Annotated in this window: 24 protein-coding genes; 17 read left to right on the top strand and 7 right to left on the bottom strand. The window is 63.3% G+C overall.

Features of this window, described 5'->3' with window-relative positions; all coding sequences use genetic code 11:
• Positions 1–5: 5 nt before the first annotated feature.
• The 5 genes from pcaD to AC0L2B_RS19250 are packed head-to-tail and all read left to right on the top strand — an operon-like array spanning position 6 to position 3631.
• Positions 6–806 carry a 3-oxoadipate enol-lactonase gene (pcaD, locus tag AC0L2B_RS19270; RefSeq protein ID WP_473746507.1) on the top strand — a complete coding sequence of 267 codons (801 nt, stop codon included), beginning with the start codon at positions 6–8 and terminating at the stop codon, positions 804–806.
• Positions 803–1201, top strand: coding sequence for a 4-carboxymuconolactone decarboxylase (gene pcaC / locus AC0L2B_RS19265; RefSeq protein ID WP_473746456.1), 399 nt, complete (start codon positions 803–805; stop codon positions 1199–1201). The genes pcaD and pcaC overlap by 4 nt, the downstream gene beginning before the upstream one ends.
• A gap of 2 nt (positions 1202–1203) precedes the next feature.
• The gene (gene pcaH / locus AC0L2B_RS19260) at positions 1204–1962 is read left to right on the top strand and encodes a protocatechuate 3,4-dioxygenase subunit beta (protein WP_128166357.1); all 759 of its coding nucleotides are present in this window, start codon (positions 1204–1206) and stop codon (positions 1960–1962) included.
• Positions 1962–2576 carry a protocatechuate 3,4-dioxygenase subunit alpha gene (pcaG, locus tag AC0L2B_RS19255; RefSeq protein ID WP_473746455.1) on the top strand — a complete coding sequence of 205 codons (615 nt, stop codon included), beginning with the start codon at positions 1962–1964 and terminating at the stop codon, positions 2574–2576. The genes pcaH and pcaG overlap by 1 nt, the downstream gene beginning before the upstream one ends.
• Complete coding sequence (locus AC0L2B_RS19250; RefSeq protein WP_473746454.1) at positions 2573–3631, top strand: 3-carboxy-cis,cis-muconate cycloisomerase; 1059 nt, start codon at positions 2573–2575, stop codon at positions 3629–3631. Before pcaG ends, AC0L2B_RS19250 begins: the two co-directional genes overlap by 4 nt.
• A gap of 14 nt (positions 3632–3645) precedes the next feature.
• Here the strand turns inward: AC0L2B_RS19250 and AC0L2B_RS19245 are convergent, their stop codons facing one another.
• Entirely contained in the window at positions 3646–4773 is a 1128-nt protein-coding gene (locus tag AC0L2B_RS19245) for a Gfo/Idh/MocA family protein (protein ID WP_473746453.1), read from the bottom strand.
• A gap of 9 nt (positions 4774–4782) precedes the next feature.
• Positions 4783–5460: a GntR family transcriptional regulator gene (locus tag AC0L2B_RS19240; RefSeq protein ID WP_473746506.1), complete on the bottom strand. Its 678-nt coding sequence runs from the start codon at positions 5458–5460 to the stop codon at positions 4783–4785.
• A 130-nt stretch (positions 5461–5590) separates the two neighbouring features.
• Here AC0L2B_RS19240 and AC0L2B_RS19235 point away from each other — a divergent pair, with 130 nt between their 5' ends.
• Positions 5591–6748, top strand: a complete 1158-nt coding sequence (locus tag AC0L2B_RS19235; RefSeq protein WP_473746452.1) for an LLM class flavin-dependent oxidoreductase — start codon at positions 5591–5593, stop codon at positions 6746–6748.
• 67 nt (positions 6749–6815) lie between these two features.
• Entirely contained in the window at positions 6816–7358 is a 543-nt protein-coding gene (locus AC0L2B_RS19230) for a flavin reductase family protein (protein ID WP_473746451.1), read from the top strand.
• A 38-nt stretch (positions 7359–7396) separates the two neighbouring features.
• On the opposite strand, the gene AC0L2B_RS19225 is transcribed toward AC0L2B_RS19230, so the two are convergent.
• On the bottom strand, positions 7397–8440 hold the full coding sequence (locus AC0L2B_RS19225; protein WP_473746450.1) for a LacI family DNA-binding transcriptional regulator: 1044 nt from the start codon (positions 8438–8440) through the stop codon (positions 7397–7399).
• A gap of 119 nt (positions 8441–8559) precedes the next feature.
• Here AC0L2B_RS19225 and bglB point away from each other — a divergent pair, with 119 nt between their 5' ends.
• The 7 genes from bglB (at position 8560) to AC0L2B_RS19190 (ending at position 17534) form a co-directional block, all read left to right on the top strand.
• Positions 8560–9648 (top strand): beta-galactosidase BglB, encoded by a 1089-nt coding sequence (bglB, locus tag AC0L2B_RS19220; RefSeq protein ID WP_473746449.1) that lies wholly within the window; start codon positions 8560–8562, stop codon positions 9646–9648.
• Positions 9645–10481 (top strand): 5-dehydro-4-deoxy-D-glucuronate isomerase, encoded by an 837-nt coding sequence (kduI, locus tag AC0L2B_RS19215; protein ID WP_473746448.1) that lies wholly within the window; start codon positions 9645–9647, stop codon positions 10479–10481. Before bglB ends, kduI begins: the two co-directional genes overlap by 4 nt.
• A complete protein-coding gene (locus AC0L2B_RS19210) occupies positions 10478–13003 on the top strand; it encodes a hypothetical protein (protein ID WP_473746447.1) in 2526 nt (841 codons plus the stop codon). Before kduI ends, AC0L2B_RS19210 begins: the two co-directional genes overlap by 4 nt.
• Positions 13004–13090: 87 nt before the next feature.
• Positions 13091–14353: an ABC transporter substrate-binding protein gene (locus AC0L2B_RS19205; protein ID WP_473746446.1), complete on the top strand. Its 1263-nt coding sequence runs from the start codon at positions 13091–13093 to the stop codon at positions 14351–14353.
• A 15-nt stretch (positions 14354–14368) separates the two neighbouring features.
• The gene (locus AC0L2B_RS19200; RefSeq protein ID WP_473746445.1) at positions 14369–15394 is read left to right on the top strand and encodes a carbohydrate ABC transporter permease; all 1026 of its coding nucleotides are present in this window, start codon (positions 14369–14371) and stop codon (positions 15392–15394) included.
• Entirely contained in the window at positions 15391–16443 is a 1053-nt protein-coding gene (locus AC0L2B_RS19195; RefSeq protein WP_236377826.1) for a carbohydrate ABC transporter permease, read from the top strand. The genes AC0L2B_RS19200 and AC0L2B_RS19195 overlap by 4 nt, the downstream gene beginning before the upstream one ends.
• 8 nt (positions 16444–16451) lie before the next feature.
• Positions 16452–17534 (top strand): ABC transporter ATP-binding protein, encoded by a 1083-nt coding sequence (locus AC0L2B_RS19190; protein WP_473746444.1) that lies wholly within the window; start codon positions 16452–16454, stop codon positions 17532–17534.
• A gap of 59 nt (positions 17535–17593) precedes the next feature.
• On the opposite strand, the gene AC0L2B_RS19185 is transcribed toward AC0L2B_RS19190, so the two are convergent.
• Entirely contained in the window at positions 17594–18472 is an 879-nt protein-coding gene (locus AC0L2B_RS19185; protein ID WP_473746443.1) for an NAD(P)-dependent oxidoreductase, read from the bottom strand.
• 141 nt (positions 18473–18613) lie between these two features.
• Between AC0L2B_RS19185 and AC0L2B_RS19180 the strand changes: the two genes are divergently transcribed.
• Positions 18614–19531, top strand: a complete 918-nt coding sequence (locus AC0L2B_RS19180) for a LysR substrate-binding domain-containing protein (RefSeq protein ID WP_473490848.1) — start codon at positions 18614–18616, stop codon at positions 19529–19531.
• 157 nt (positions 19532–19688) lie between these two features.
• Here AC0L2B_RS19180 and AC0L2B_RS19175 read toward each other — a convergent pair whose 3' ends face one another.
• Entirely contained in the window at positions 19689–19844 is a 156-nt protein-coding gene (locus tag AC0L2B_RS19175; RefSeq protein WP_287249857.1) for a YjiS-like domain-containing protein, read from the bottom strand.
• A 234-nt stretch (positions 19845–20078) separates the two neighbouring features.
• Here AC0L2B_RS19175 and AC0L2B_RS19170 point away from each other — a divergent pair, with 234 nt between their 5' ends.
• On the top strand, positions 20079–20948 hold the full coding sequence (locus AC0L2B_RS19170) for a LysR family transcriptional regulator (protein ID WP_473746442.1): 870 nt from the start codon (positions 20079–20081) through the stop codon (positions 20946–20948).
• 3 nt (positions 20949–20951) lie between these two features.
• Here the strand turns inward: AC0L2B_RS19170 and AC0L2B_RS19165 are convergent, their stop codons facing one another.
• Positions 20952–21137, bottom strand: coding sequence for a hypothetical protein (locus AC0L2B_RS19165; RefSeq protein WP_473746441.1), 186 nt, complete (start codon positions 21135–21137; stop codon positions 20952–20954).
• A 71-nt stretch (positions 21138–21208) separates the two neighbouring features.
• On the opposite strand from AC0L2B_RS19165, the gene AC0L2B_RS19160 reads away from it, so the two are divergent.
• Positions 21209–21460: a DUF6074 family protein gene (locus AC0L2B_RS19160; RefSeq protein ID WP_473746440.1), complete on the top strand. Its 252-nt coding sequence runs from the start codon at positions 21209–21211 to the stop codon at positions 21458–21460.
• On the opposite strand, the gene AC0L2B_RS19155 is transcribed toward AC0L2B_RS19160, so the two are convergent.
• A complete protein-coding gene (locus AC0L2B_RS19155) occupies positions 21359–21565 on the bottom strand; it encodes a hypothetical protein (protein WP_473746514.1) in 207 nt (68 codons plus the stop codon). The genes AC0L2B_RS19160 and AC0L2B_RS19155 overlap by 102 nt on opposite strands.
• Between the last annotated feature and the right edge of the window lie 9 nt (positions 21566–21574).

Raw genomic sequence — 21574 nt, 5'->3', positions numbered from 1 at the left:
CAAGTATGAACTTTGCTCGCATCAATGGCGCGACGATCCACTACCGGCATCGTCCCAAAACTGGCAGGCCGACGGTCGTCTTCGCCAACTCGCTCGGCACGGATATGCGCATCTGGAACGAGGTCGAGCGAAGGCTGGCCGACGACTGTACATCCGTTGCGTTCGACAAGCGCGGACACGGCCTGAGCGAACTGGGTGGCGCGCCGCAAACAATCGAGACCCATGCGACGGACCTTGCAGGGCTGCTCGACCATCTTGGCGTAAAGCGCGCGGTGATCTGCGGGCTTTCGATCGGCGGCGTCATTGCGCAATGCCTTTACAAGACGCGGCCGGCTTTGATCGAGGGATTGATCCTTTGCGATACGGCAGCGAAAATCGGTACGGCCGAGATGTGGAACGAGCGCATCAACGCGACCCTGTCGGAGGGCATCGCCAGCTTTGCCGACGACGTGATGCGAAAATGGTTCACGCCGGATTTCCATAAGAATCGCGGCGAGGAACTGGCGGGTTATAAAACGATGCTGACGCGCCAGGATCCGGCCGGCTACGCTGCTGCCTGCGCGGCTATCCGCGACGCCGATTTCACCGCGACGACCGCCGCGATCAAAGTGCCGACACTCTGCATTGTCGGCGATCAGGACGGATCGACGCTTCCTGAACTGGTGGAATCGCTGGCCCGCTCAATCCCCGCCGCACGATTCGAGGTCATCTCCGGTGCGGGCCACATCCCATGCGTCGAGCAGCCGGAAAGGCTGGCCGGGCTGATCCGTGGCTTCCTGAACGACATGCCAAGAGAGCGCAAATGAGCAAGCCACGACACGGCGACCGATACGTCGAAGGGATGGCGACGCGCCGTTCGGTGCTGGGTGACGCCCCTGTCGACCGGGCAGAGGCGGCCAAGACCGAATTCGACATTCCTTTCCAGGAACTGATCACGGAGGCTGCATGGAGCCACGTCTGGTCGCGGCCGAACATCACCAGGCGCGAGCGTTCCATGATCACCATCGCGCTGCTCGCCGCGCTGAAGCAGGACGAAGAGGTTGCGATACATATCCGCGCCAGCGTCAATACCGGGGCGACGCGCGACGACATACGCGAGGCGCTGCTGCATGTGGCAATCTATGCCGGGGTACCGGCGGCAAATCATGCGATGAAGATCGCCAGGAAGACGTTCGACGAAATCGACGCTCAAGCCGGCTAATCATGACCAAGTCGCGCTTTCCCGCCAACCGCACGCCGGAAATCGGCGCCTTCTTTCCGCGCGACCGCAACTGGCATCCGCCGGCCTTCACGCCAGCCTACAAGACTTCCGTGCTGCGCTCGCCGCAACGGCCGCTTCTTTCCCTCGACAACACGCTGTCGGAGCTTACCGGGCCGGTCTTCGGCCAAAGTATTCTCGGTGAACTGGACAATGACCTCATACACAATTTTGCCGGGCCGGGCGAAAGCGCGATCGGGTCGCGCATCCTCGTCTATGGCCGCCTGCTCGACGAGCGCGGCATCGGCGTCGCCGGTGCGTTGCTGGAGGTATGGCAGGCCAACGCCGGCGGACGCTATCGACACAAGAAGGAGACTTATCTCGCGCCACTCGATCCGAACTTCGGCGGCTGCGGCCGCACGATCACCGGCGAGGATGGCTCCTATTGTTTCCGCACGATCCAGCCGGGGCCATATCCCTGGCCCAACGGACCCAACGACTGGCGTCCAGCGCACATCCATTTCTCGATCTTCGGGCACGGCTTCGCGCAGCGCCTGATCACCCAGATGTATTTCGAGGGCGACCCGATGATCTGGAGGTGCCCGATCGTGCGGACCATCAACGACCGCCGTGCTATTGAAGGCCTCACCGCCGCACTCGACATGGAGGCAACGATACCGATGGATGCGCGGGCATACAAATTCGACATTGTACTGCGCGGCCGCCGCTCGACGCTGTTCGAAAACCGCATCGAGGGCAACTGATGGTCCAGGCTCTCGGCCGGCTGAAGGAAAGCGCCTCGCAGACCGCGGGACCCTATGTCCATATCGGGCTGACGCCCAACTTTGCCGGTATCTCGGGCGTCTATGAACGCGACCTTGGCACCGCGATGGTCAACGACAAGACCAGGGGCGAACGCATCAGGGTCAATATCCGGGTGATCGACGGCGCCGGCTCGCCGCTGAACAACGCACTTGTGGAGATCTGGCAGGCGGACGCCGCCGGCATCTACAATTCGCCCTCGGATCTGCGCGGCTCCGCCGACCCGAACTTTACCGGCTGGGGCCGGCTGCCCACCGACATGACGACGGGCGAATGCCTGTTCGAAACCATCAAACCCGGTCGCGTGCCGTTTTTTGACGGCCGCAAGATGGCGCCGCATTTGACGGTCTGGGTCGTCGCGCGTGGAATCAACATTGGCCTTCACACCCGCATGTATTTCGGCGATGAGGAAACCGCCAACGCCGAGGATCCCGTCCTGATGCGCATTGAGCAGAAAGAGCGGGTGTCAACGCTGGTCGCGCCGCGCGATGGCGACATCTACAAGTTCGACATTCATCTCCAGGGCATCAACGAGACGGTCTTCTTCGACATATGATCGCAGCATTCGACAATCCCCTCCTGTCCGGGCTTCTCGGCGATGAGAAGATGGCGACGCTGCTCGGCGTCGAGGCCGAACTTGCGACGATGCTGCAATTCGAGAAGGCGCTCGCCGACGCAGAAGCTGCGCTCGGCATCATCCCGGCGGCTGCAGCAAGCGTCATCGGGCGCGTCCTCGACAACTTCCGGCCGGAAATCCAGGCGCTGAGAGACGCAACGGCGCGCGACGGCGTCATGGTGCCGGAGCTCGTGCGGCAGATCAGGCATGCTGTCGGAGAGCCGCATTCGCAGCATGTGCATTTCGGTGCGACCAGCCAGGACGTGATCGACACGGTGATGATCCTGAGAATTCGCGCCTGTATCGACCTGTTGGAAGAACGGCTTTCGGCTCTGGTGGTCGCCTTCGCCGATCTCGGCCATCGGTTTGGCGATCGCACGCTGATGGCCCGAACCCGCATGCAGGCAGCAATTCCGATTTCCGTAGCCGACCGCGTCGCAAGCTGGCGCGAACCGATCGTGCGCCACCATGAGCGGCTTCAATCGGTGCGGGGATCGGTTCTCGTCGTCCAGTTCGGCGGCACCGCCGGGACACTCGAGAAGTTTGCAGACAAGGGCGCCGCCCTCCGTGCCGCGCTGGCCCGGCAGCTAAGCCTCGGCGACGCGCCGCAATGGCACAGTCAGCGCGACCGCATCGCTGAGCTGGCCAACTGGCTGTCGCTTGTGACGGGCGGCCTCGGCAAGTTCGGGCAGGACATTGCGCTGATGGCGCAGGCAGGCGACGAGCTGCAAAGGGCGGGCGGCGGTTCGTCGTCCGCCATGGCGCACAAGCGCAATCCCGTCGACGCCGAGATGCTGGTGACGCTTGCCCGCTACAACGCAGTCCAATTGTCGGGAATGCATCATGCGCTGATCCATGAGCAAGAGCGCTCCGGTGCAGCCTGGACGCTGGAATGGTTGATCCTGCCGCAGATGCTCATGGCGGCTGGAGCATCGACCTGTGTCGCGGACAGGCTGGTCCGAACCATAGCGGCAATCGGAGGCAAGGTCGACTGATCCCACTAGGCGGCTCACGCCGTGGATCTTGCGCTCTCGCAGGCATCGAGCGGGTTGGAAATGGCCGTGCCCTGGTTTGCCGACAATTGTGCGGCGATACCCATGGCGACAGCTTTCCAGCCATCATCCAGCGTCACCTCAACCGGCCCCTCGCCTCGCAGGGCGGCGCAGAACCGCTGATGCTGATAAAAGGTCGAGCCGTTGTGATCGCCGGCCGTCAACAATTGTGGGTCGATCGGGATCTCGACGGTGTACGGTCCCTGCGGAAAGCGCGGGCTGACGATCAACTGCGGCGTCGGCGCCGCACCGAGATGGGCTGGCCAGAAGCGGCCGGGACCCGGCACCAGGCATTCGACTTTACCTCGCGCACCGACGGCGCTGATCTCTTCCTGATAGCGGCCGCCCTCTGCATACATGCATAGTTCCAGCATGGCGCGCGCGCCGCTGGCGAAATCGACCAGAACGTAGCCGCAATCCCAGATATCGGGTGTCTCGCCATCATAACGCTCGTCGAGATGGTTCACTTCCTGTCCGGCCGACGCCATGATTCTTACCGGTTCCGATTTCAGGATCAGCCGCATGAGATCGAAGAAATGGCAGCATTTTTCGACGAACGTGCCTCCCGATCGACGGTTGAAGCGGTTCCAGTGGGCCACCTTGTCCAGGAACGGGTAGCGATGTTCGCGGATTGTCAGCATCCGGATGCCGCCGGTGGCGTCCTGCGCCTGCTCGATGAATCGAGCGACCGGCGGCATATAGCGGTATTCCATCGCGACCCAGACTGGTGCGGCATAGGTCGCGACGAACGCCTTCACCGCGGCTGCGTCGACCGGATCGGTGAAAAGCGGCTTCTCGACCAGGATGGGCAGCGCACGGATAGCAGCGACTTCCCTAAGCTGCGCGAAATGCACATGGTTCGGACTGGCGATGAGCAAGCAGTCGACGCGCGGATCGGCCGCCACCTCCGCGACCGAGCCGGCGATCGATGCATGCGGGGTAAGGTCTGCCGCGCGGGCGCGCATCGTCGCGTCGGGCTCGAAGATCGAAGCGACGCCGACATCGGGCAGCAGCGCGACATTGCGAAGATGCTCCTGCCCCATCATGCCGCAGCCGATGATGCCGTAGGAAATGTGCTTCGCCATAGCCGTTCCTTATCGCAGCCGCGCGACGTAGCGTGCGACGCCATGATCAAACCAGGTCCTGGAAAACTCCGCGCTGGCGCCGTCCTGCATCCAGCCGGTACGCTCGATGAAGCCGGCGGCAGCGCCCGGCGCGAGGCCGAATTCAGGCAGCGCCCATCCAGGCACCTGGCCGACCCCGACGCGGTCCTCTGCACGCAAGATCCAGAAGCCGAGCGCCTTGCGGTAGTAGAGATAGAGCGAATCCGACAGTTCTTCGATAGCAACCGTCTCCGCACGGGCACCGTCGAGCCAGATCTCCTCCAGCGCCGCCGGCTTGCCGCTGAGGCTCCGCAGCCGTCTTATTCTATGGGCCTCGCTGCTCGACCCGAACACCGGCAGGTCCATCGGTTTCGCCAGCCGATCGACCGACAGAACGCGCGCCGTCGGCAGCCCGCCTCCCTCCAGGAGTTCCAGCCGGAACATGGAATAGACACTGGCCACGTCGGGTTGCGAACGTACGTAGTTGCCGGAACCCTGGATGCGACTGAGCAAGCCCTTGCGCTCGAGATCGCCGAGCGCCTTGCGCAAAGTACCGACCGCTATTCCTAGCCCCGCAGCCATGTCGCGCTCCGGCGGAAGCTTCTCGCCCTCAATCATCCGCCCGGCCGCGATCTCTCGGATCAGCATTTCGCTGACCTTTTGATGCATCGGAAGCGCGTAGGCGTTTCTGGACGTGCTCACATTGTCTCCAACGCAAAATTGATACACTATTGATCTACACAAACACGAATGATATGCAACAGGGAATTCCAGTCTCTGACAGCGAGGAGTGCCGACATTGACGGTCGTTCCGGTGACGTCCGCAGATCTCGATGCTGCTGAAGTGTCGTGGTTTTCCGCTTTGTGTTCCGATGATTTCCGCTATCTCGGCGTACCGGATGGTACGCTGCGGTCGAGTTGGGAGCATTGCTCCGACATCGTCAAGACAGCCGAAGGACTGGGCTTTCGCAATATCCTGTGTCCCTCGTCCTACCAGGTTGGCCAGGATACTCTGTCCTTCGTGGCGGGCTGCGCTCCGATAACCCATTCGATCAACCTTCTCGCGGCGGTGCGTTGCGGCGAAATGCAACCGATCATGCTGGCGCGCACGCTCGCAACGCTCGACCACATGCTGAAGGGCAGATTGACTGTAAACGTCATCTCTTCCGACTTTCCCGGCGAACTCGCCGACAGCCGCTTCCGCTATCAGCGTTCGCGCGAGGTCATCGAGATCCTGCGTCAGGCCTGGACGCGCGACGAAATCAAGCATCAGGGCGAGGTCTACCAATTCGGGAAAGTAACCGCCGACCCCGCAAAGCCCTACCAACAGAATGGCGGGCCGCTGCTCTATTTCGGCGGCTATTCGCCCGACGCGCTCGAACTCTGCGGCGCACAGTGCGACGTGTATCTGATGTGGCCGGAGGCGAAGGACGTGTTGGCGCACCGCATGCGTGATGTTCACGAGCGTGCAGCCGCCCATGGCCGCACATTGGATTATGGCCTGCGCGTCCACGTGATTGTGCGCGACACCGAAGCCGAAGCCCGCGAATATGCCGAGGAACTGGTTTCGAAACTCGATGACGAGCAGGGCAGCGTTATCCGCGCCCGCGCACTGGACGCGACATCCCTGGGCGTCGCGCACCAGGCAAAGAACCGCGCCGGCGCCGACGCACAAGGCTATGTCGAGCGGCATCTGTGGACAGGCGTTGGCCGCGCACGCTCCGGTTGCGGCGCCGCGATCGTCGGCTCGACCGATCAAGTCATGTGCGAGATCGAGGAATACCGGAAAATGGGCATCCGCGCCTTCATCTTCTCCGGCTATCCGCATCTCGACGAGGCCCTGTCCTTCGGCAAGCGCGTGCTGCCGAACATCAACACCTGCTCGCTGCCGCATGTCTATGGCCGGGTGCCGGACATCACCCCGGCGACTCCGCTCGGAACCGGGGAGCGACGATGATGATGCTGCGAATGCGCGTCAACGAGATTGAAGCTTCCACCGCAGCCCTTGGCCAGGAGGGCGCCTGATGTACCACTTCAACCCCGAGCAGCAACCGATGAAAAGCTTGGTGCCCGGCCCCGACCGCAAGCGCGAGTTCCGCGACGCGCTCGGCCGGTTTGCGACCGGTATCACCGTCGTCACCACGATGACGCCTGATGGTCCCGTCGGCATCACCGCGAACAGCTTTGCATCGGTGTCCCTCGACCCGCCGATCGTGCTCTGGTCGATCGGCCGGCATTCGAGGCGCTTTGCCGCCTTCGCAGGTTGCGAGCATTTCGCGGTTCATGTTCTGGGCGCAGAGCAGATTGAGCTGAGCCAGCGCTTCGCTCGCGCCGGTCAAGCTTTTGACGGCCTCCCGCACGACCTGAACGATGCCGGCGTGCCGCTGCTGGGTGGCTGCCTGTCGCGGTTCGAATGCGTGCGGATCTCCGGGCATGAGGGCGGCGACCATTTGATCGTCGTTGCCCGCGTAACCGCCGCGACCTTGCGAGACGGCGAACCTCTGCTTTTCTTCGGCGGAGGTTACGGACGCTTCGAAGACGGTTCGAACGTGACCCCATCGATGTAGCGATGGCCTGGCCCGGACAGCGGTGTGAACCATGCGTCTCAGGCGCGAACCGGGCCGGTCGACTGGCGTTGCACGATATGGCAGGCGAATTCGATACGGCGCGGCGGCAGGTCCCCGCCGAGATCGGCGAGCAGCAGGTCGAGCGACGCCGCGCCGATCTCGCGCATCGGGATATGCATCGTCGTGAGGGGCGGGTTCTGGAAAGCTGCCTGCGGAAGGTCATCCATGCCCATGACCGACACGTCGGCAGGCACCTCGTAACCCGACTTCCGGATCGCCATCATCGCGCCGATAGCGAGGCTGTCGCCCGCGGCGAGCACAGCTGTGAAGTCGAGGCCGCGCGTCTCGATGCGCCGCGCGATCGCTTCGGCCGCAAGGTCCGGCAGCCAATCCGCCACCTCCACGGCCAGGTCGCCGGCCGCCAGGCCGCGCTCTCGCAGTGCATCCTGCCAGCCCTCGAAGCGACGCTCGATCGTGCGCCGCCCGCGTCGCATCAGGAACAGGATGCGCCGGTGGCCGAGGTCGAGCAGGTGCTGCGTCGCGAGATGCGCCGCCGAGCGGTTGCATGGCGTCAGGCTCGAATGGTGCATCGCCGGGTCGTCGCCGTTTATGAGCACGATCGGCTTGCCGAAACCGCCGGTCAGCGTCAGCACCGCCTCGTCGTCAAGCGTCAGAAACAGGCAACCGACGACGCTCTTGTCCTGGCTTGCCTCATTGAGCAGCGCGATCTGCTCACCGGAGTCGGCGATCGAGCGCGACACCAGCTCGACACCGAGAGTTTTTGCGCGCTCGTTCAGTCCGTCGAGCACATAGAAGGTGAACTGGTTGCGGCCATAGTCGATCCTCGCAGCGTTGCTTGCGGCGAGGATCACCTTGCGGCCGGCGATCGACGTGGGGATCGTGTAGTTCAACTTCCTGGCGGTTTCGATGATCGTCGACCGAAGATCGCCGCGCACGCCCTTGCCGCCAGCAAGCGCCCGCGACGCCGTGCTGACGGATACGCCACAGCGCGCGGCGACGTCTTCGAGCCGCACGCGCCGGCTGGGCGTGCCGCGCTTCCCGCTTTCGACATTGACGACCATAGGCTGTTTCCTCACCAGGTCTTCATGCTGCAAAAAAATTTCAGATTGCGCAATAAAAATTCCTGTGGCACCCATTTGCCCGACATCGCGCAAACTTGGGAGGAGTGGTGGCGTCGTCCATGAGAGATATGCGCTCAAAGCTCGACCTGCTCGTGCGCGGCATGACCGGCCTGCGCCATGACGGCCGTTTCGACGAGCCCAACCTCGACGGCACGGCCGGCGACTACATCAGCTTCGATTCCTGGGAATGGCCGCAGGGCGTGGGCCTCTACGGCCTCGTTTGCCTCTGGCGGCACAATCGCGACCCGAAACTCCTGAAGACGATCGAAGACTGGTACGAGCGCCATTTCAGGGCGGGCCTGCCGCCGATGAACATCAACACCACCGCTCCGATGATGGCGCTGGCATTGCTCTGGGGCGAGACCCGCGATCAGCGCTGGGAAACGCCTCTCGGCCAATGGGCCGAAAGGCTGCTTCGCGATATGCCTCGCACGCCCGAGGGCGGGTTCCAGCACAATGTCTCAGACAAGATCAACGACGACGAATTGTGGGACGACACGTTGTTCATGGCCGGCCTGTTCCTCGCTTTCCACGGACGCGCGGCCGGCCGGCAAGGTTGCATCGACGAGGCTGTTCGCCAGTTCCTCGTCCATGCTCGCTATCTCGCCGACCCGAAAACCGGCTTGTGGTTCCATGGCTGGACATTTGCCGGCCGACATAATTTTGCCGGCGCTCTCTGGGCCCGCGGCAACGCCTGGATCACGGTCGGCATCCTCGACTTGATCGAAAACGGCGGTGTCGGCAAGCCAGTCGAAGCCTATCTGCTCGGCGTGCTGGAAGCGCAGATCGATGCGCTGCTGCGCCTGCAGGCGCCATCGGGGGCATGGCACACCTTGCTCGATGACCCGACTTCCTATGAGGAGATGTCGGCCACCGCCGGCATCGGCTATGGTCTCATGAAAGCTGCGCGCCTGGGCTTCGGGCCCAAGACGTGCGGTCCAGCGGGCCGGCGCGCACTCGACGCGGTGCTGGCCAGCATCGACGAGAACGGCGTGCTCGGAAAGGTTTCCTATGGCACCCGCATGGGCCACGACCTCCAGTTCTACCGCGACATCCCGATCCAGCCTACCGGCTACGGCCAGGCCCTGGCGATCCTCTGCCTCACCGAGGGGATGATCCATGCCGAAGCTGACGAGGCAGCGGCATGACGATGCGCGTTCTCTTCGGCGCCGGTCCGGGCGACATCGATGGCTACGGGACGGAGCGGCTGCGCGCCGAGTTTCTGGTGGAGCGGCTGTTCGAGCCCAGCCGTATCGCCTTCGCTTACACCCATGTCGACCGCATGATCGTCGGCGGCGCGTGCCCAACCGGAGAGCCGCTGAGTTTCGGCGATGGCGCGGACGTCGGCACGCCTCATCTGTTCACCGCGCGCGAGATGGGCATCGCCAATCTCGGCGGCGCAGGAACGGTGAGCGTCGACCAGCAGCGCTTCGCGCTCGCCAACCGCGATGTGCTCTATGTCGGGCGCGGCGCTAAACAAGTGACGCTCGAGAGCGACAGCGCCGCGCACCCCGCCTGGTTCTATATGAACTCGGTTCCGGCCGGCGCAGACATCAAGCATCGGCTGATCACGAAATCCGAGGCGAAGCCGCTCGAACTCGGCGAGGGGCGACGCGCCAACAAGCGCACCTTGCGCATGTACATTCATCCGGAAGTCGCGCCTTCCTGTCTGCTGCTGATGGGCATCACGGATCTCGCTGCGGGCAGCGTCTGGAACACCATGCCCCCTCACCTGCATGAGCGGCGCATGGAAGCCTATCTCTATTTCGATCTCGCGGCGGAAGATCGGGTAATCCATCTGATGGGACGGCCGGACAATACCCGCCATCTGGTCGTGGCCAATGGCGACTGTGTCATCTCGCCGGCCTGGTCGATCCATATGGGCAGCGGAACCGGCCCTTACGCCTTCGTCTGGGGTATGACCGGCGAGAACCAGGCCTATAACGACGTGTCGCCCGTGCCCGTTGAGACGCTGCGATGAACACCGTGGAACCGATCACGCACGATCTTACGCTGCGCCGGCCGCTCGCGCTCGGCGGCCCTGTCGTTTACTGGCTCGTCGGCACGACGTCCGAGCAGCGCTACGATGTTGCGGATCAGCCGATGCAAGGGGAGATGGATCCCTTCTTCTTCCTGACCAAGCACAAGAATTTCATCCCGCACGAATATCCCTGCCGAACCGAGTTTGCCGCCGAACGCCGCGGGAAACGGCCCAAGCCGCAGGGCGTGTTCGAGCCGGACCGTGTTTGGCTTCCGTTCGGCTCGCCGCGCGTCGACCTGTCGGGCTTCTGGTTCCGCCCGACCGTGGTCGCCACCTGGGCAAGTACGGTGCTCGACGCAGGCTCGGACGGCCGGGCGCGGCTGCGGCTGCGCACCTGCGGCGGCGCCGTTTTGTTCGTCAACGGAATAGAGGCCGGCTGGATGGCGCCCTACGGGCGCAATCTCGAGGCTTCCCAGGATTTCGAGGTCGATCTCGTCGCCGGCGCCAATGAGATCAGCATCTGGTTCGACGATCTCGCCGAGCGTGACGCACGCTACTTCTTCCAACTCGACTATCTCCGGGGCCCAACTGCCGAACAGGTCTTGCCCACGACCGTCAAAGGCGACGTCGCGGCGGCCATGGAAGCCGCTCTCGACGCCATGCATTTCGAGCGTCCATTTTATTCCGGCGGCGAAGTGGCGCTGGTGACGGATGTCGCGCTGCCGGTTGCGGTGGATGTAGCTGTTGTGATCGAGGGCGACTTCATGTCGATCGAAGCGCCCGTGATCTTCCGCCGCCGCATCGAAGCGGGGGCAAGACGCATCACGATTGCCGCCACGGAAGACCTTCCCGCCGACTTCCGGCATTTTGCCGTATCGCTCTCATCTTCAGGCTTTGTTGCCCGGCGAGTCTTCGGCGTCGAAATCTGTCATGCGGCGCGTCAGGGCCGCGCCCCCGCCATCCTTGCCGACAGGATCGGCGAAGCCCTGGAACAGGTCTCCAGTTTCGCCGAGGCCGATACCGTGCGGGCGCTGGCGCGGCTGGCGACCGGCCGCGGCGGCCCTGAAACCGACGCCATCATTGCTGCTGCACTGCCGGCGATCGAAGATTGCCATGACTGCGCCGATTTCATCCTGGTTCCACTGCTCTGGTGCCGTCGCGCCTATGGCGACTCGATTGCGGTCGATCTCCGTCACCGCATTGACGAGGCGATCCTCAATTATCGCTATTGGATGGATGAGCCGGGCAACGACGTGCAGTGGTACTTTTCCGAAAACCACGCGCTTCTGTTTCACACCGCGGCTTATCTCGGCGGTCATCTCCTGCCCGATGCCCGCTTTGTCCGCCCGGGGCGCACCGGCGCGGAGCAGTCGACGGTGGGCCTTGCGCGCGTGCGCGCCTGGCTTGATCATTTCGAGGCATGGGAGATGGCGGAATTCAACTCCGCCCCTTATTTCCCGATCGATCTCAAAGGGTTGACGATCCTGTACGCGCTTGGGCCAGACGCCGATGTGCGCCGGCGCGCCGGGGCTGCGATCAACCGCCTGCTCGAGATCGTCGCCCGCTCGGCTCAGCAGGGCATGCTTACCGGCGCGCAGGGCCGCTCCTACGAACACACGCTGCGCGCCGCCCGTTCGCTGGAACTTTCCGGCATTGCACGCATGCTGTGGGGCAAAGGTTTCTACGGCATGCGCTTCCACGCCCTGCCGCAGCTTGCGCTCTGCATGCGCGACCATGGGCTCCACGTCCCGCAAGAACTGACCGGCATCGCCTGCATAGCCGGCGACGACGCGCAGGAATGGTGCTTTGCGCAGGGCCAGAACCGGATCGCCAAGCTCTACCACTACAAGACCCGCGATTTCGCCATGGGAAGCGCGGCAGCCTATCGCTGGAACGAATGGGGTTATCAGGAAACGGTGCTGCACCTGCGCCTCGGCGGCAATCCCGACGCGCAGATATGGATCAACCATCCGGGCGAGACGATTCATTCGGGCTATGGCCGGCCGTCCTACTGGGGCGGCTGCGGATCTCTGCCGCGCGTGCATCAATACCGCGACCTGGCGGTTGTGCTGTTCAGCTGCGCTGCCGAGCAACCCGACTTTACCCATGCCTGGTTCCCACAGAGCGCGTTCGATGAAGCGTGGGTCAAGGAACACATCGCTTCGGCGCGCGGCGGCGATGGGTTCGCGATGCTGAAGGCCGACAGCGCCTTCGAGTTGGTCGGCCGCGGGCCGACCGCTGGAAACGAGTTGCGGGTGCCGGGCCATCATGCCGCATGGATCATCCGCTTGGGCCGGCGCCGGCAATACGGGTCGCTGGAGGAATTCGAGGCGCAGTTTTCTCAGCTCGCGCTCGGCCACGGAAAAAACGACCTTCTGCATGTCAATGACCCGGAATACGGCGACGTGCTGTTCCATCCGGATGGCCGCATAGAGGCTGAGGGCCGTGTCGTCGATCCGGCCGACTGGCAGGTCAGCGGCGAAGCCACGTTCTTCGCAGCCGACGCCATCGCAACCAAGTGAGGATTGGATCAAAAGGAGCCCGACAAGCAGCAGCTCGGACAACGACAATCAAGCGGTGAAGACCGCAAAAGCGGAGGAGAGTGAACCATGAGAATGAATTCGATAATCCTGGGCCTTTCGGCGGGCCTTCTGTCGTCGACCGCGTTCGCAGGCGACGTTCGCGTGATGTGGTACTCGGACGGCGTCGAGGGCGAGGTCATACAGGACCTGCTCAACCGCTTCATGAAAGACAATCCGGACATCAACGTCATTCTCGACAATGTCGCCTACAAGGTTGTCCAGGAGCAGCTTCCGGTCGAACTCGAGGCAGGACGGGGTCCCGATATCGCCCGCGTCACCAACATCAAGGAACTCGCCGATCATTGGCTCGACCTGACGCCCGTGGTTGCCGATCCAGCATACTGGCAGACGAATTTCGGCGACCAGTTCGACTGGATGCGCCCTGACGGTTCCAAGGTCATTCCAGGCTTCATGACCCAGATCACGCTGACCGGCGGCTTCGTCAACAAGACGCTTTTCGAACAGGCCGGCGTGCCGATCCCGGCCGACACCGCAACCTGGGACGAATGGGTCGATGCCGCCGGCAGGGTGCAGCAGAGCCAGCAACTCAACGCAGCCTTTGCCATCGACCGCAGCGGCCATCGTATCTCGGCGGCGAACATCTCTTATGGCGCCAACTACATCGGCGGTGATCGACTGCCGGCGCCGATTGACGCCGGCACGAAAGCCTTCGCCGAAAAGCTGGTCAATTGGGTTGCCGACGGCCGCATGAACAAGGAAATCTGGGTGTCGGCGTCGGGCACCACCTATCGCGCCGGGGCCGACGACTTCATCAATGGGCAGATTGCCTACTATTATTCGGGCAGTTGGCAGGTTGCCAACCTGGCCAGCAAGATCGGCAAGAACTTCGACTGGGTGGCGACGGGCTCGCCGTGCGGCACCGCCGCCTGCACCGGCATGCCGGGCGGCGCCGCGCTGGTCGCGGTCAAATACACCAAGAACCCCGCTGAAGTCGGCAAGGTGATGGACTTCCTGGGCCGCGAGGACATCATGCGCGAACTCACCGAGCGCACCCTGTTCCTGCCCGCACACAAGGGCGTTCTCGCCGGCAAGATCGATTACAAGACCGATGACGAGAACGTCAAGGCGTCGCTCGAAGCCTTCCTGAAGGCATCGGGCAAGATCGCGCCGAATGCCGCCGCCCTGCCGGCATGGAAATGGGGAACTCCGGTTTATGGCGCGCTGGTGACCCGCATCAGTCAGGTCATGGCCGGCGAGCTGAAGCTCGACGAGGCTTTCGTCCGCATCGACGAGGACATCAAGGCACAGGTGGCCGAGGCATCGAAGTAGCGTCGCGGCAGTGTCATGGGAGACGTCCGAAACGGCATAGCAACCCGCGCCGGCGCCATCATCCTGGCGCCGGTCGGCTGGCTTGCAAATGTTTTCGATGCGCCACTGCGCATGTTGCAACGGCGCACGGGCAGCAATGGCATGGCCGTGTTCTTCCTGGCGCCGAACATGCTGGTGTTCGGCATTTTCGTGCTGTTTCCGCTGGTCATCAACATCCTCTATTCGATGACCGGTGGCGGGGCGCTGTTCCTCGGCGAGCGCACCTTCGTCGGCGCCGATCAGTATGGGCGGCTGTTCAGTTGCGGCAGCTATCTCGATCCGAAGAGCTGCACCGAGGACCTGTTTTGGATCGCGGTTTGGAACACCCTGACCTTCGTCGTGCTGCAAGTGGCGATGATGGTCGCCGTGGCGCTTGTCACCGCACTCGTGCTCAACCGTGAGTTGCGTGCGCGCAGTTTCTGGCGCGCCGTGTTCTTCTTTCCTGTGCTTTTGTCGCCGGTCGTGGTCGGTCTCATTTGGCGCTGGATCCTGCAGCGGCAGGGATTGCTCAACCTGATGGTGTTCGAGGCGGGCGGAACCCCGGTCAACTGGCTGGTGGAGCGCAACTGGGCCTTCACCGCCGCGATTATGGTGTCGGTCTGGGCCCATGTCGGCTTCTATGCGCTGATCCTTCTCGCCGGCCTTCAGGCCATTCCGAAAGACCTCTATGAGGCCGCCGAGATGGACGGCACGCGGCCCATGCGCGTCTTCTGGCGCATAACGCTGCCCTTGCTGGCGCCCAACCTCCTGGTCGTGCTGGTGCTGACACTCATCCGCGCCGTGCAGATATTCGATGAGATATATGTGCTGACCGGAGGCGGTCCCGGGACCAGCACGCTGTTCCTCACGCAGTACATCTACGAGGTCGGCTTCGCCTCGATGCTGCGCAATCCGGGGCTCGCCTCCGCGGCCTCGATCCTCATGGGAGCGGTGCTGGTCGTGCTGACCTTGATCCAGCTGGGCATCGCAAGGCGCAACGAGCAGCGGGGCAAAATGCGATGAGCAGGGTTGCGGAATTTCTGTTCCGCCGGCGCGGCGGCGCCGGCTGGCACTGGACCGACGTTTTCACCTGGTTCTGGCTGATCGGCGGGCTGCTTGTCATGTTCGGCCCGGCGCTGTGGCTGGTCAACTCGTCGTTCAAGACGCCTGCGGCGCTGGCCGAGTTCCCGCCGACTGTTTTGCCTTATGTCACCGCCGAAGCTGTCGTGGAAGGGTATGAGGAGCCGCTGCAGCTCTTCGAAGTGCGCAATGACGACGGCAGCGTGCGCGTGCTCGCCGAAGTGCGCCGCCTCGGCACCGTCGCGCAGATGGTCGATCCCGCCAACCCGGGCGAGATCATACGCGTCAACATCCGCAACCGTACGCCCAAGCGCAGCATCGCCTTCGCGCTCGACAATTATGTCCAGCCTTTCCTCGCCTTCGACTTCTTCCTTTATCTGCGCAACTCGGTCTTCGTCACCGTGGTCGCCACCCTGATTACGCTCCTGACCAATTCGATGGCTGCATTCGCACTGTCGAAGTACAACTTTCGGGGACGCTCCGCTGTGATGATGCTCATCGTCGCGACGCTGATGGTGCCGCTCTCCGTCATTCTGGTGCCGCTCTATTCGGTGATCTCGGCAATGGGACTGTTCAATTCGCTATGGGGCGTGATCCTGCCGACGGTGGCGACGCCCACGGGCGTCTTCATGCTGCGCCAGTACATGCTGACGATCCCCGACGAGCTGATCGATGCAGCGCGCATGGACAAGGCGTCGGAATGGCAGATCTACTGGCGCATCATCCTGCCGCTGACCGCCCCCGCGCTGGCGGTACTGGCGATCTTTTCCGTGGTCTGGCGCTGGAACGACTTCCTCTGGCCACTGATCGTCTTGTCGCGCAAGGAGGTCTATACGCTGCAGGTCGGTCTCAACACCTATGCCGGCCAACTCAATGTGCAATGGCATTACATCCTGGCCATGACTGTCGTCACCATGATCCCGGTCGTGCTGGTGTTCATTTTCCTTCAGCGCTTCATCACCACCGGCATTGCCGGCTCCGGTCTGAAATAGAGGCTATCATGAGCCAGATCACACTTACCGGCGTATCGAGGGCTTTCGGCAAGGTCGGCGTGCTGCACGACATAAATCTCGACATCCTTGACGGCGAGCTGATCGTCTTCGTCGGCCCCTCCGGCTGCGGCAAGTCCACACTGCTGCGGCTCATCGCCGGGCTTGACCGGCCGACAGGCGGCGTCATCGCGATCGACGGCAAGGACGTGACCACCGTTCCGGCCGCCGACAGGGGATTGGCGATGGTGTTCCAATCCTACGCGCTGTACCCGCACATGAGCGTGCGCCAGAACCTGGCCTTCGGACTGGAGAACGCCCGTATGGCGCGCGCCGAAATCGATGCGCGCATCGCCGAAGCCGCGCGGATGCTGGAAATCGCGCCATATCTCGACCGGCGCCCCGGCCAGCTCTCCGGCGGCCAGCGCCAGCGCGTCGCGATCGGCCGCGCCATCGTGCGCAATCCAACCGCTTTCCTGCTTGACGAGCCGCTGTCCAATCTCGACGCCGAACTGCGCATCTCGACACGCGCCGAACTGGCCGCGCTGCACGAGCGGCTGTCGGCGACGATGGTCTATGTCACGCACGACCAGATCGAGGCGATGACGCTTGCCGACCGCATCGTCGTGCTGCGCGCCGGCCGCATCGAGCAGATTGGCACGCCGCTCGAGCTCTACAATCATCCGGCCAATCTGTTCGTCGCCGGTTTCATCGGTGCACCGCGTATGAACTTCCTGCCGGTAAAGGTGGCACCCTGGGGCGCTGGCAGATCAAGCCTCACGTTGGACGGTTCAGCCGGATTCGAGATCGACGGGAACGTCAGCGCGGCCAATGGCGACGTGACGCTCGGGCTGCGGCCACACCACATCAGCCTCGCCGATGCCGGCAAGGGAGACGTTGCGGCCCGCGTCGCGCTGGTCGAAGCCCTCGGCTCCGAGACAATCGTCCACACCAGGACAAGCGGCGGCCAGACCATGCTGGCGGTTGTCGCCGGACAATATCCGGTGGCTTCCGGCGACACGGTGGATCTGAAGTTCGATACCAGCCATCTGCATCTTTTCGATGACACCGGCTTGCGCATCGCTGTGAGTTAGATTGTCGCTGCGAGCGTGAATGTCGCCAGCGATGGGACAGCGGGCCATCCGCGATGGCTTCACCTCGTCTTCCCACTCTTTCGCCGGATCAGCTCGAAGATGCCTGAGATATCCTCGTCCCCGAAACCGGCGCCGGCCCGTTCGCGGAACAGTTCCAGCATGGGGTCGAGCAGATCGGTGGCGACGCCCTGCTCGCGGCTAGCGGTAAGGATGTTGTCCAGCGAGGCGGCCTGCATGCCGAGGTTCGACACCACATTCACGCCGTGCCTGCCGCTGTCGATCTTCTCCGCATATCCGGGCAGCTCGCCCATCATCGCGGTCATCCATGGGCCAAGGAGCTTGAGGAACGCGCCAGCGGGAATACCTTCGGAATCGATGAGCGCGCTGGCGTGGAAGAAGCCCGCGAAAAGGCCATACATGCCGCTGAGAAGGGCGAGGTCGTGAAGTGAGGCCAGCCCGGGATCCGCACCGAGATAGTTCGCGGCGCCAAGCGCCTCGAGCGTTCGGTCGTGCGCATCGAAGGTCGGCTTCGACCCACTGTAGAGAATGAGCGCATGTTCCCCGCCGATCATCGGAGGCGTCGCCATGATGCCGCCGTCGAGATAGGCAGCGCCCAGCCCGGCCACTCGCTCGGCGGCGGCGCGCGCCTGTGCCGGCGTGCCATTGGTGAGATTGACCAGCGCACGCCCGGAGAGCGCCGACGCCGCATCATCGATCACCGAATCCGACGCGGCATAGTCCAGCACGCACATCACGGTGACGTCGCTTGCGGCGATGGCGTCGGCGGCGGACTTCACCTCGCGCGCGCCTTTGGCGACCAGTGATGCGGCCTTGCCGGGCGTGCGGTTCCAGGCCGTGACCGTGTGGCCCTGTTGAAGAAAGCGGGCGGTCAGCGCCTGCCCCATGGCACCGAGGCCGAGGATCGAGATATTGGCCATGTACGTGCGTCCTTTTACATTCCGAGTTGCAGCCCCGCCCCCTATGGCGGCGGCTACAAAGAAATGCGATATTGGACGCAGAAGCAGTAGTGGGCTATCAGTAGACCTATCGTCCACATTTAGGAACGATGAGAGTTCCAGATGCTGAATCTCAACGACCTCCTCGTTTTCGTTCAGGTGGTGGATCACGGCGGTTTCGCTGCGGCCGGGCGCGCCCTGGGCATCCCCAAGTCCACGCTCAGCAAACGGCTCTCCGAGCTGGAAAAGGCAATTGGCGTGCGTCTGGTCCAGCGGACCTCGCGCAGCTTCGCCGTGACCGAGGTCGGCCGAGATTTTCATCGCCATGCCGCCGCCATGTTGATCGAAGCGGAGGCGGCGGAGCATGTCATCAAGGGTCGTCTTGCAGAACCAAACGGAACCGTGCGGATCACGGCATCGCTGCCGATCGCTCAATTCCGTTTGGCGCCACTGCTTCCGCGTCTCGCTGCGAGCTATCCGAAGGTCCGCATCATGCTCGACGTCTCCGACAGGTTCGTGGACATCGTGCAGGAGGGCTTCGACATCGCGATCCGCAACCACTTCGCTCCGTTGCCGGATACCGATCTCGTGCAACGTCGCATCGATTACGACCCCGCCTGGCTCGTCGCCTCGGCCGATTACATCAGGGAGAAGGGCATGCCTTCTCGACCCGAGGAAGCGAATGGGCTCGACGGGCTCATGGCATCGTCGGACAGGGTCTGGACGCTTCATGATGGGGAAGGCGCCGTTGCCGAGATCGAGCCATCGCCGCGCTATTTCGCCAACGAAACCGTCTCCCTGCGGGAAGCCGCCAGGGCGGGGCTCGGGGTGGCTTGCCTGGCGAGTAGCTTCTGTGCGCCGCTGATTGAATCCGGCGCGCTTGTCCGCATCTTACCGGACTGGACAGCGCGCGGCGTGGCGACCACTCTGCTGATGCCGCATCGTCGCGGGCAGCTTCCCTCCGTTCGGGTCGTTGCCGACCATCTGATCGCTGAGCTCTCGCAACGGCCACCCGGTGCTGACCTGATCAATGCACGTTGATTTCTTCAGGCACGGTGGAATCCTGGGCCAATATCGGTCGATTGGGCCTCGCCATAGATGGTCGCGGTGTCACGCCAGCGCGCGGCGCCACCCGCACCGATCCCGATGCGGTACCGAGCGGCCATCCCAGGCCTCCATCATCTGCATACCCGCCTCCTCAACGACGCAGGCTGGCGTGGCGGGCCTGCTCGCGGATCTCTTCGCGAGAAATGCCAGCATCCGCCAGTGTGCTGTCTGGGGCCTGCCTCAAGCTCGCAAGCGTCTGGCGATAGGCAAGCCAGCGGGCGAAACGGTGTCGAAGTCTATACAACATGATCGTCTCCTTTGGCGCACAGAAAGCCCGCGCGCCTGGGTTGGTCGAAAACGCAAAGCATCTGCGCGAAGCGCATGCGCGATCGAAAGAATTCGCTGACTTCTTGGCCAGCCGAGGCGCTTGTCACTGTCGCTCCAGGCAGGATTGTCCAACGCCTTCAATGCCTGCATACTTGCGCGTGATGCCCGCTTCGCGCTACAGCCAAGGTCGCAAGGAGTTTTTCATTTCTGCAAAATGGATATCGACTGGGACGATCTGAGGTTGTTTCTCGACGTTGCGCGGCTGGGTGGCTTGAGCGCAGCGACGGGACCCACGCGCCTCAGCGCAGCCACCCTTGGACGACGCGTCACTGCGCTCGAAAAGCAGATCGGCGAACCGCTGTTCGTGCGCCAGCAGACAGGCTACCGGCTGACCCCGGTCGGTGAAGAACTGCTGCGGCGCGCCGAAGACGTCGAGGCAGCAATGCAGTCGCTGACCCGCTGGCGCGAGGGAAACCTGCCCGACCGCATTGTCCGCGTCTCGGCCGGGCCATGGACCTCAGCCTTCGTTTCCGCCCATATCGGCGAGATCTGGACGGTCGGTGACGGCATAAGGGTGGAGCTCGTCACCACCACCGACCGTGTCGACATCGGCCGCCGTGCCGCCGACATCGGCATCCGCGGTGAGCGACCGACCGAGCAGTGGCTGGCCGGCCGTCAGAGCGGCAAGGTCGCCTACGCCATTTATTCCGGACGCCGCATGATCAACGGCATCGCCGCCGGGTTGTTCGTCGGCGTCACCGGCGAAGCGGCAAACATTGCCTCGGCGCGCTGGCTGCAAGCCCATCACGGCGACCGCATCGCCGTGCGCGGCAACAACACCCATTCGGTGCGCGAACTGGTGGCCGCCGGCGCCGGCCTTTCGATCTTTCCGTGCTTCGTCGGTGACAGCGATCCGCGGCTGGTTCGCGTCGCTCAGCCTATCCCCGAACTCGAGACAGACCAATGGATCGTCACCCATCACGAGGAACGTCACTCGCCGCCGGTGCGAAAAGTCGCCGACCGGATTGCCGCCTTGATGCGGGTGCACCAGCCGCTGTTTCGCGGCGAGACGCCGATCCAGTAAGCCTCAGGCGTCGATCGGCCGCCAGCTGAGCCGCATGGTGGCACTCATGCCGGACTCCTGCGCCGTCAGGCCCAGGCCGTAATACTTCAACAGGGACTCGAACTCGCCATGCCGCTGCGTCCAGCCGCTATTCGCAGCACCGACCATCGAGCCCAGCGGACGCTTTGTTCCATGGCTGACTACTCTCAAAAAGAGCGCTGTTAACCAAATTTTCTAACCCGCCAATGCTTATTCGCGCGACTGAAGAGGTGAGGTGATCGATGTGCGATTCGAACATAAGCGCATTTCCGCTGCATCGGCGGCGGAAATTGGTCCAAGGGATCGCCCTGGTCCTGGAGTCCAAGAACGGGGAGGACGCGAACGCCTTCTGGCGCAACACCGCCAAGGCAATTCTCGTTCAACTATCCGAATCAGGAATTGCACCCGCGCTGGCCGAACAGGAAGTCGGAACGCTTCTTCATGCTGTCTTGGATGATATAGCCACCCGCAGTGCCGCGAAACTGGCACAATAGCATCGGCTGGCTCACGACGACGGATTGCCGCGCGGCACCACTGCATCCGTCAAATGCAGGGTTTTTCAATGCGGATGAAAAGATAGCCGCGTCGGTCGAAATCATGCCTCATCG

It is taken from the genome of Mesorhizobium sp. WSM4815 (assembly GCF_055811575.1).
This window is presented reverse-complemented; position numbering and strand designations above follow the sequence as displayed.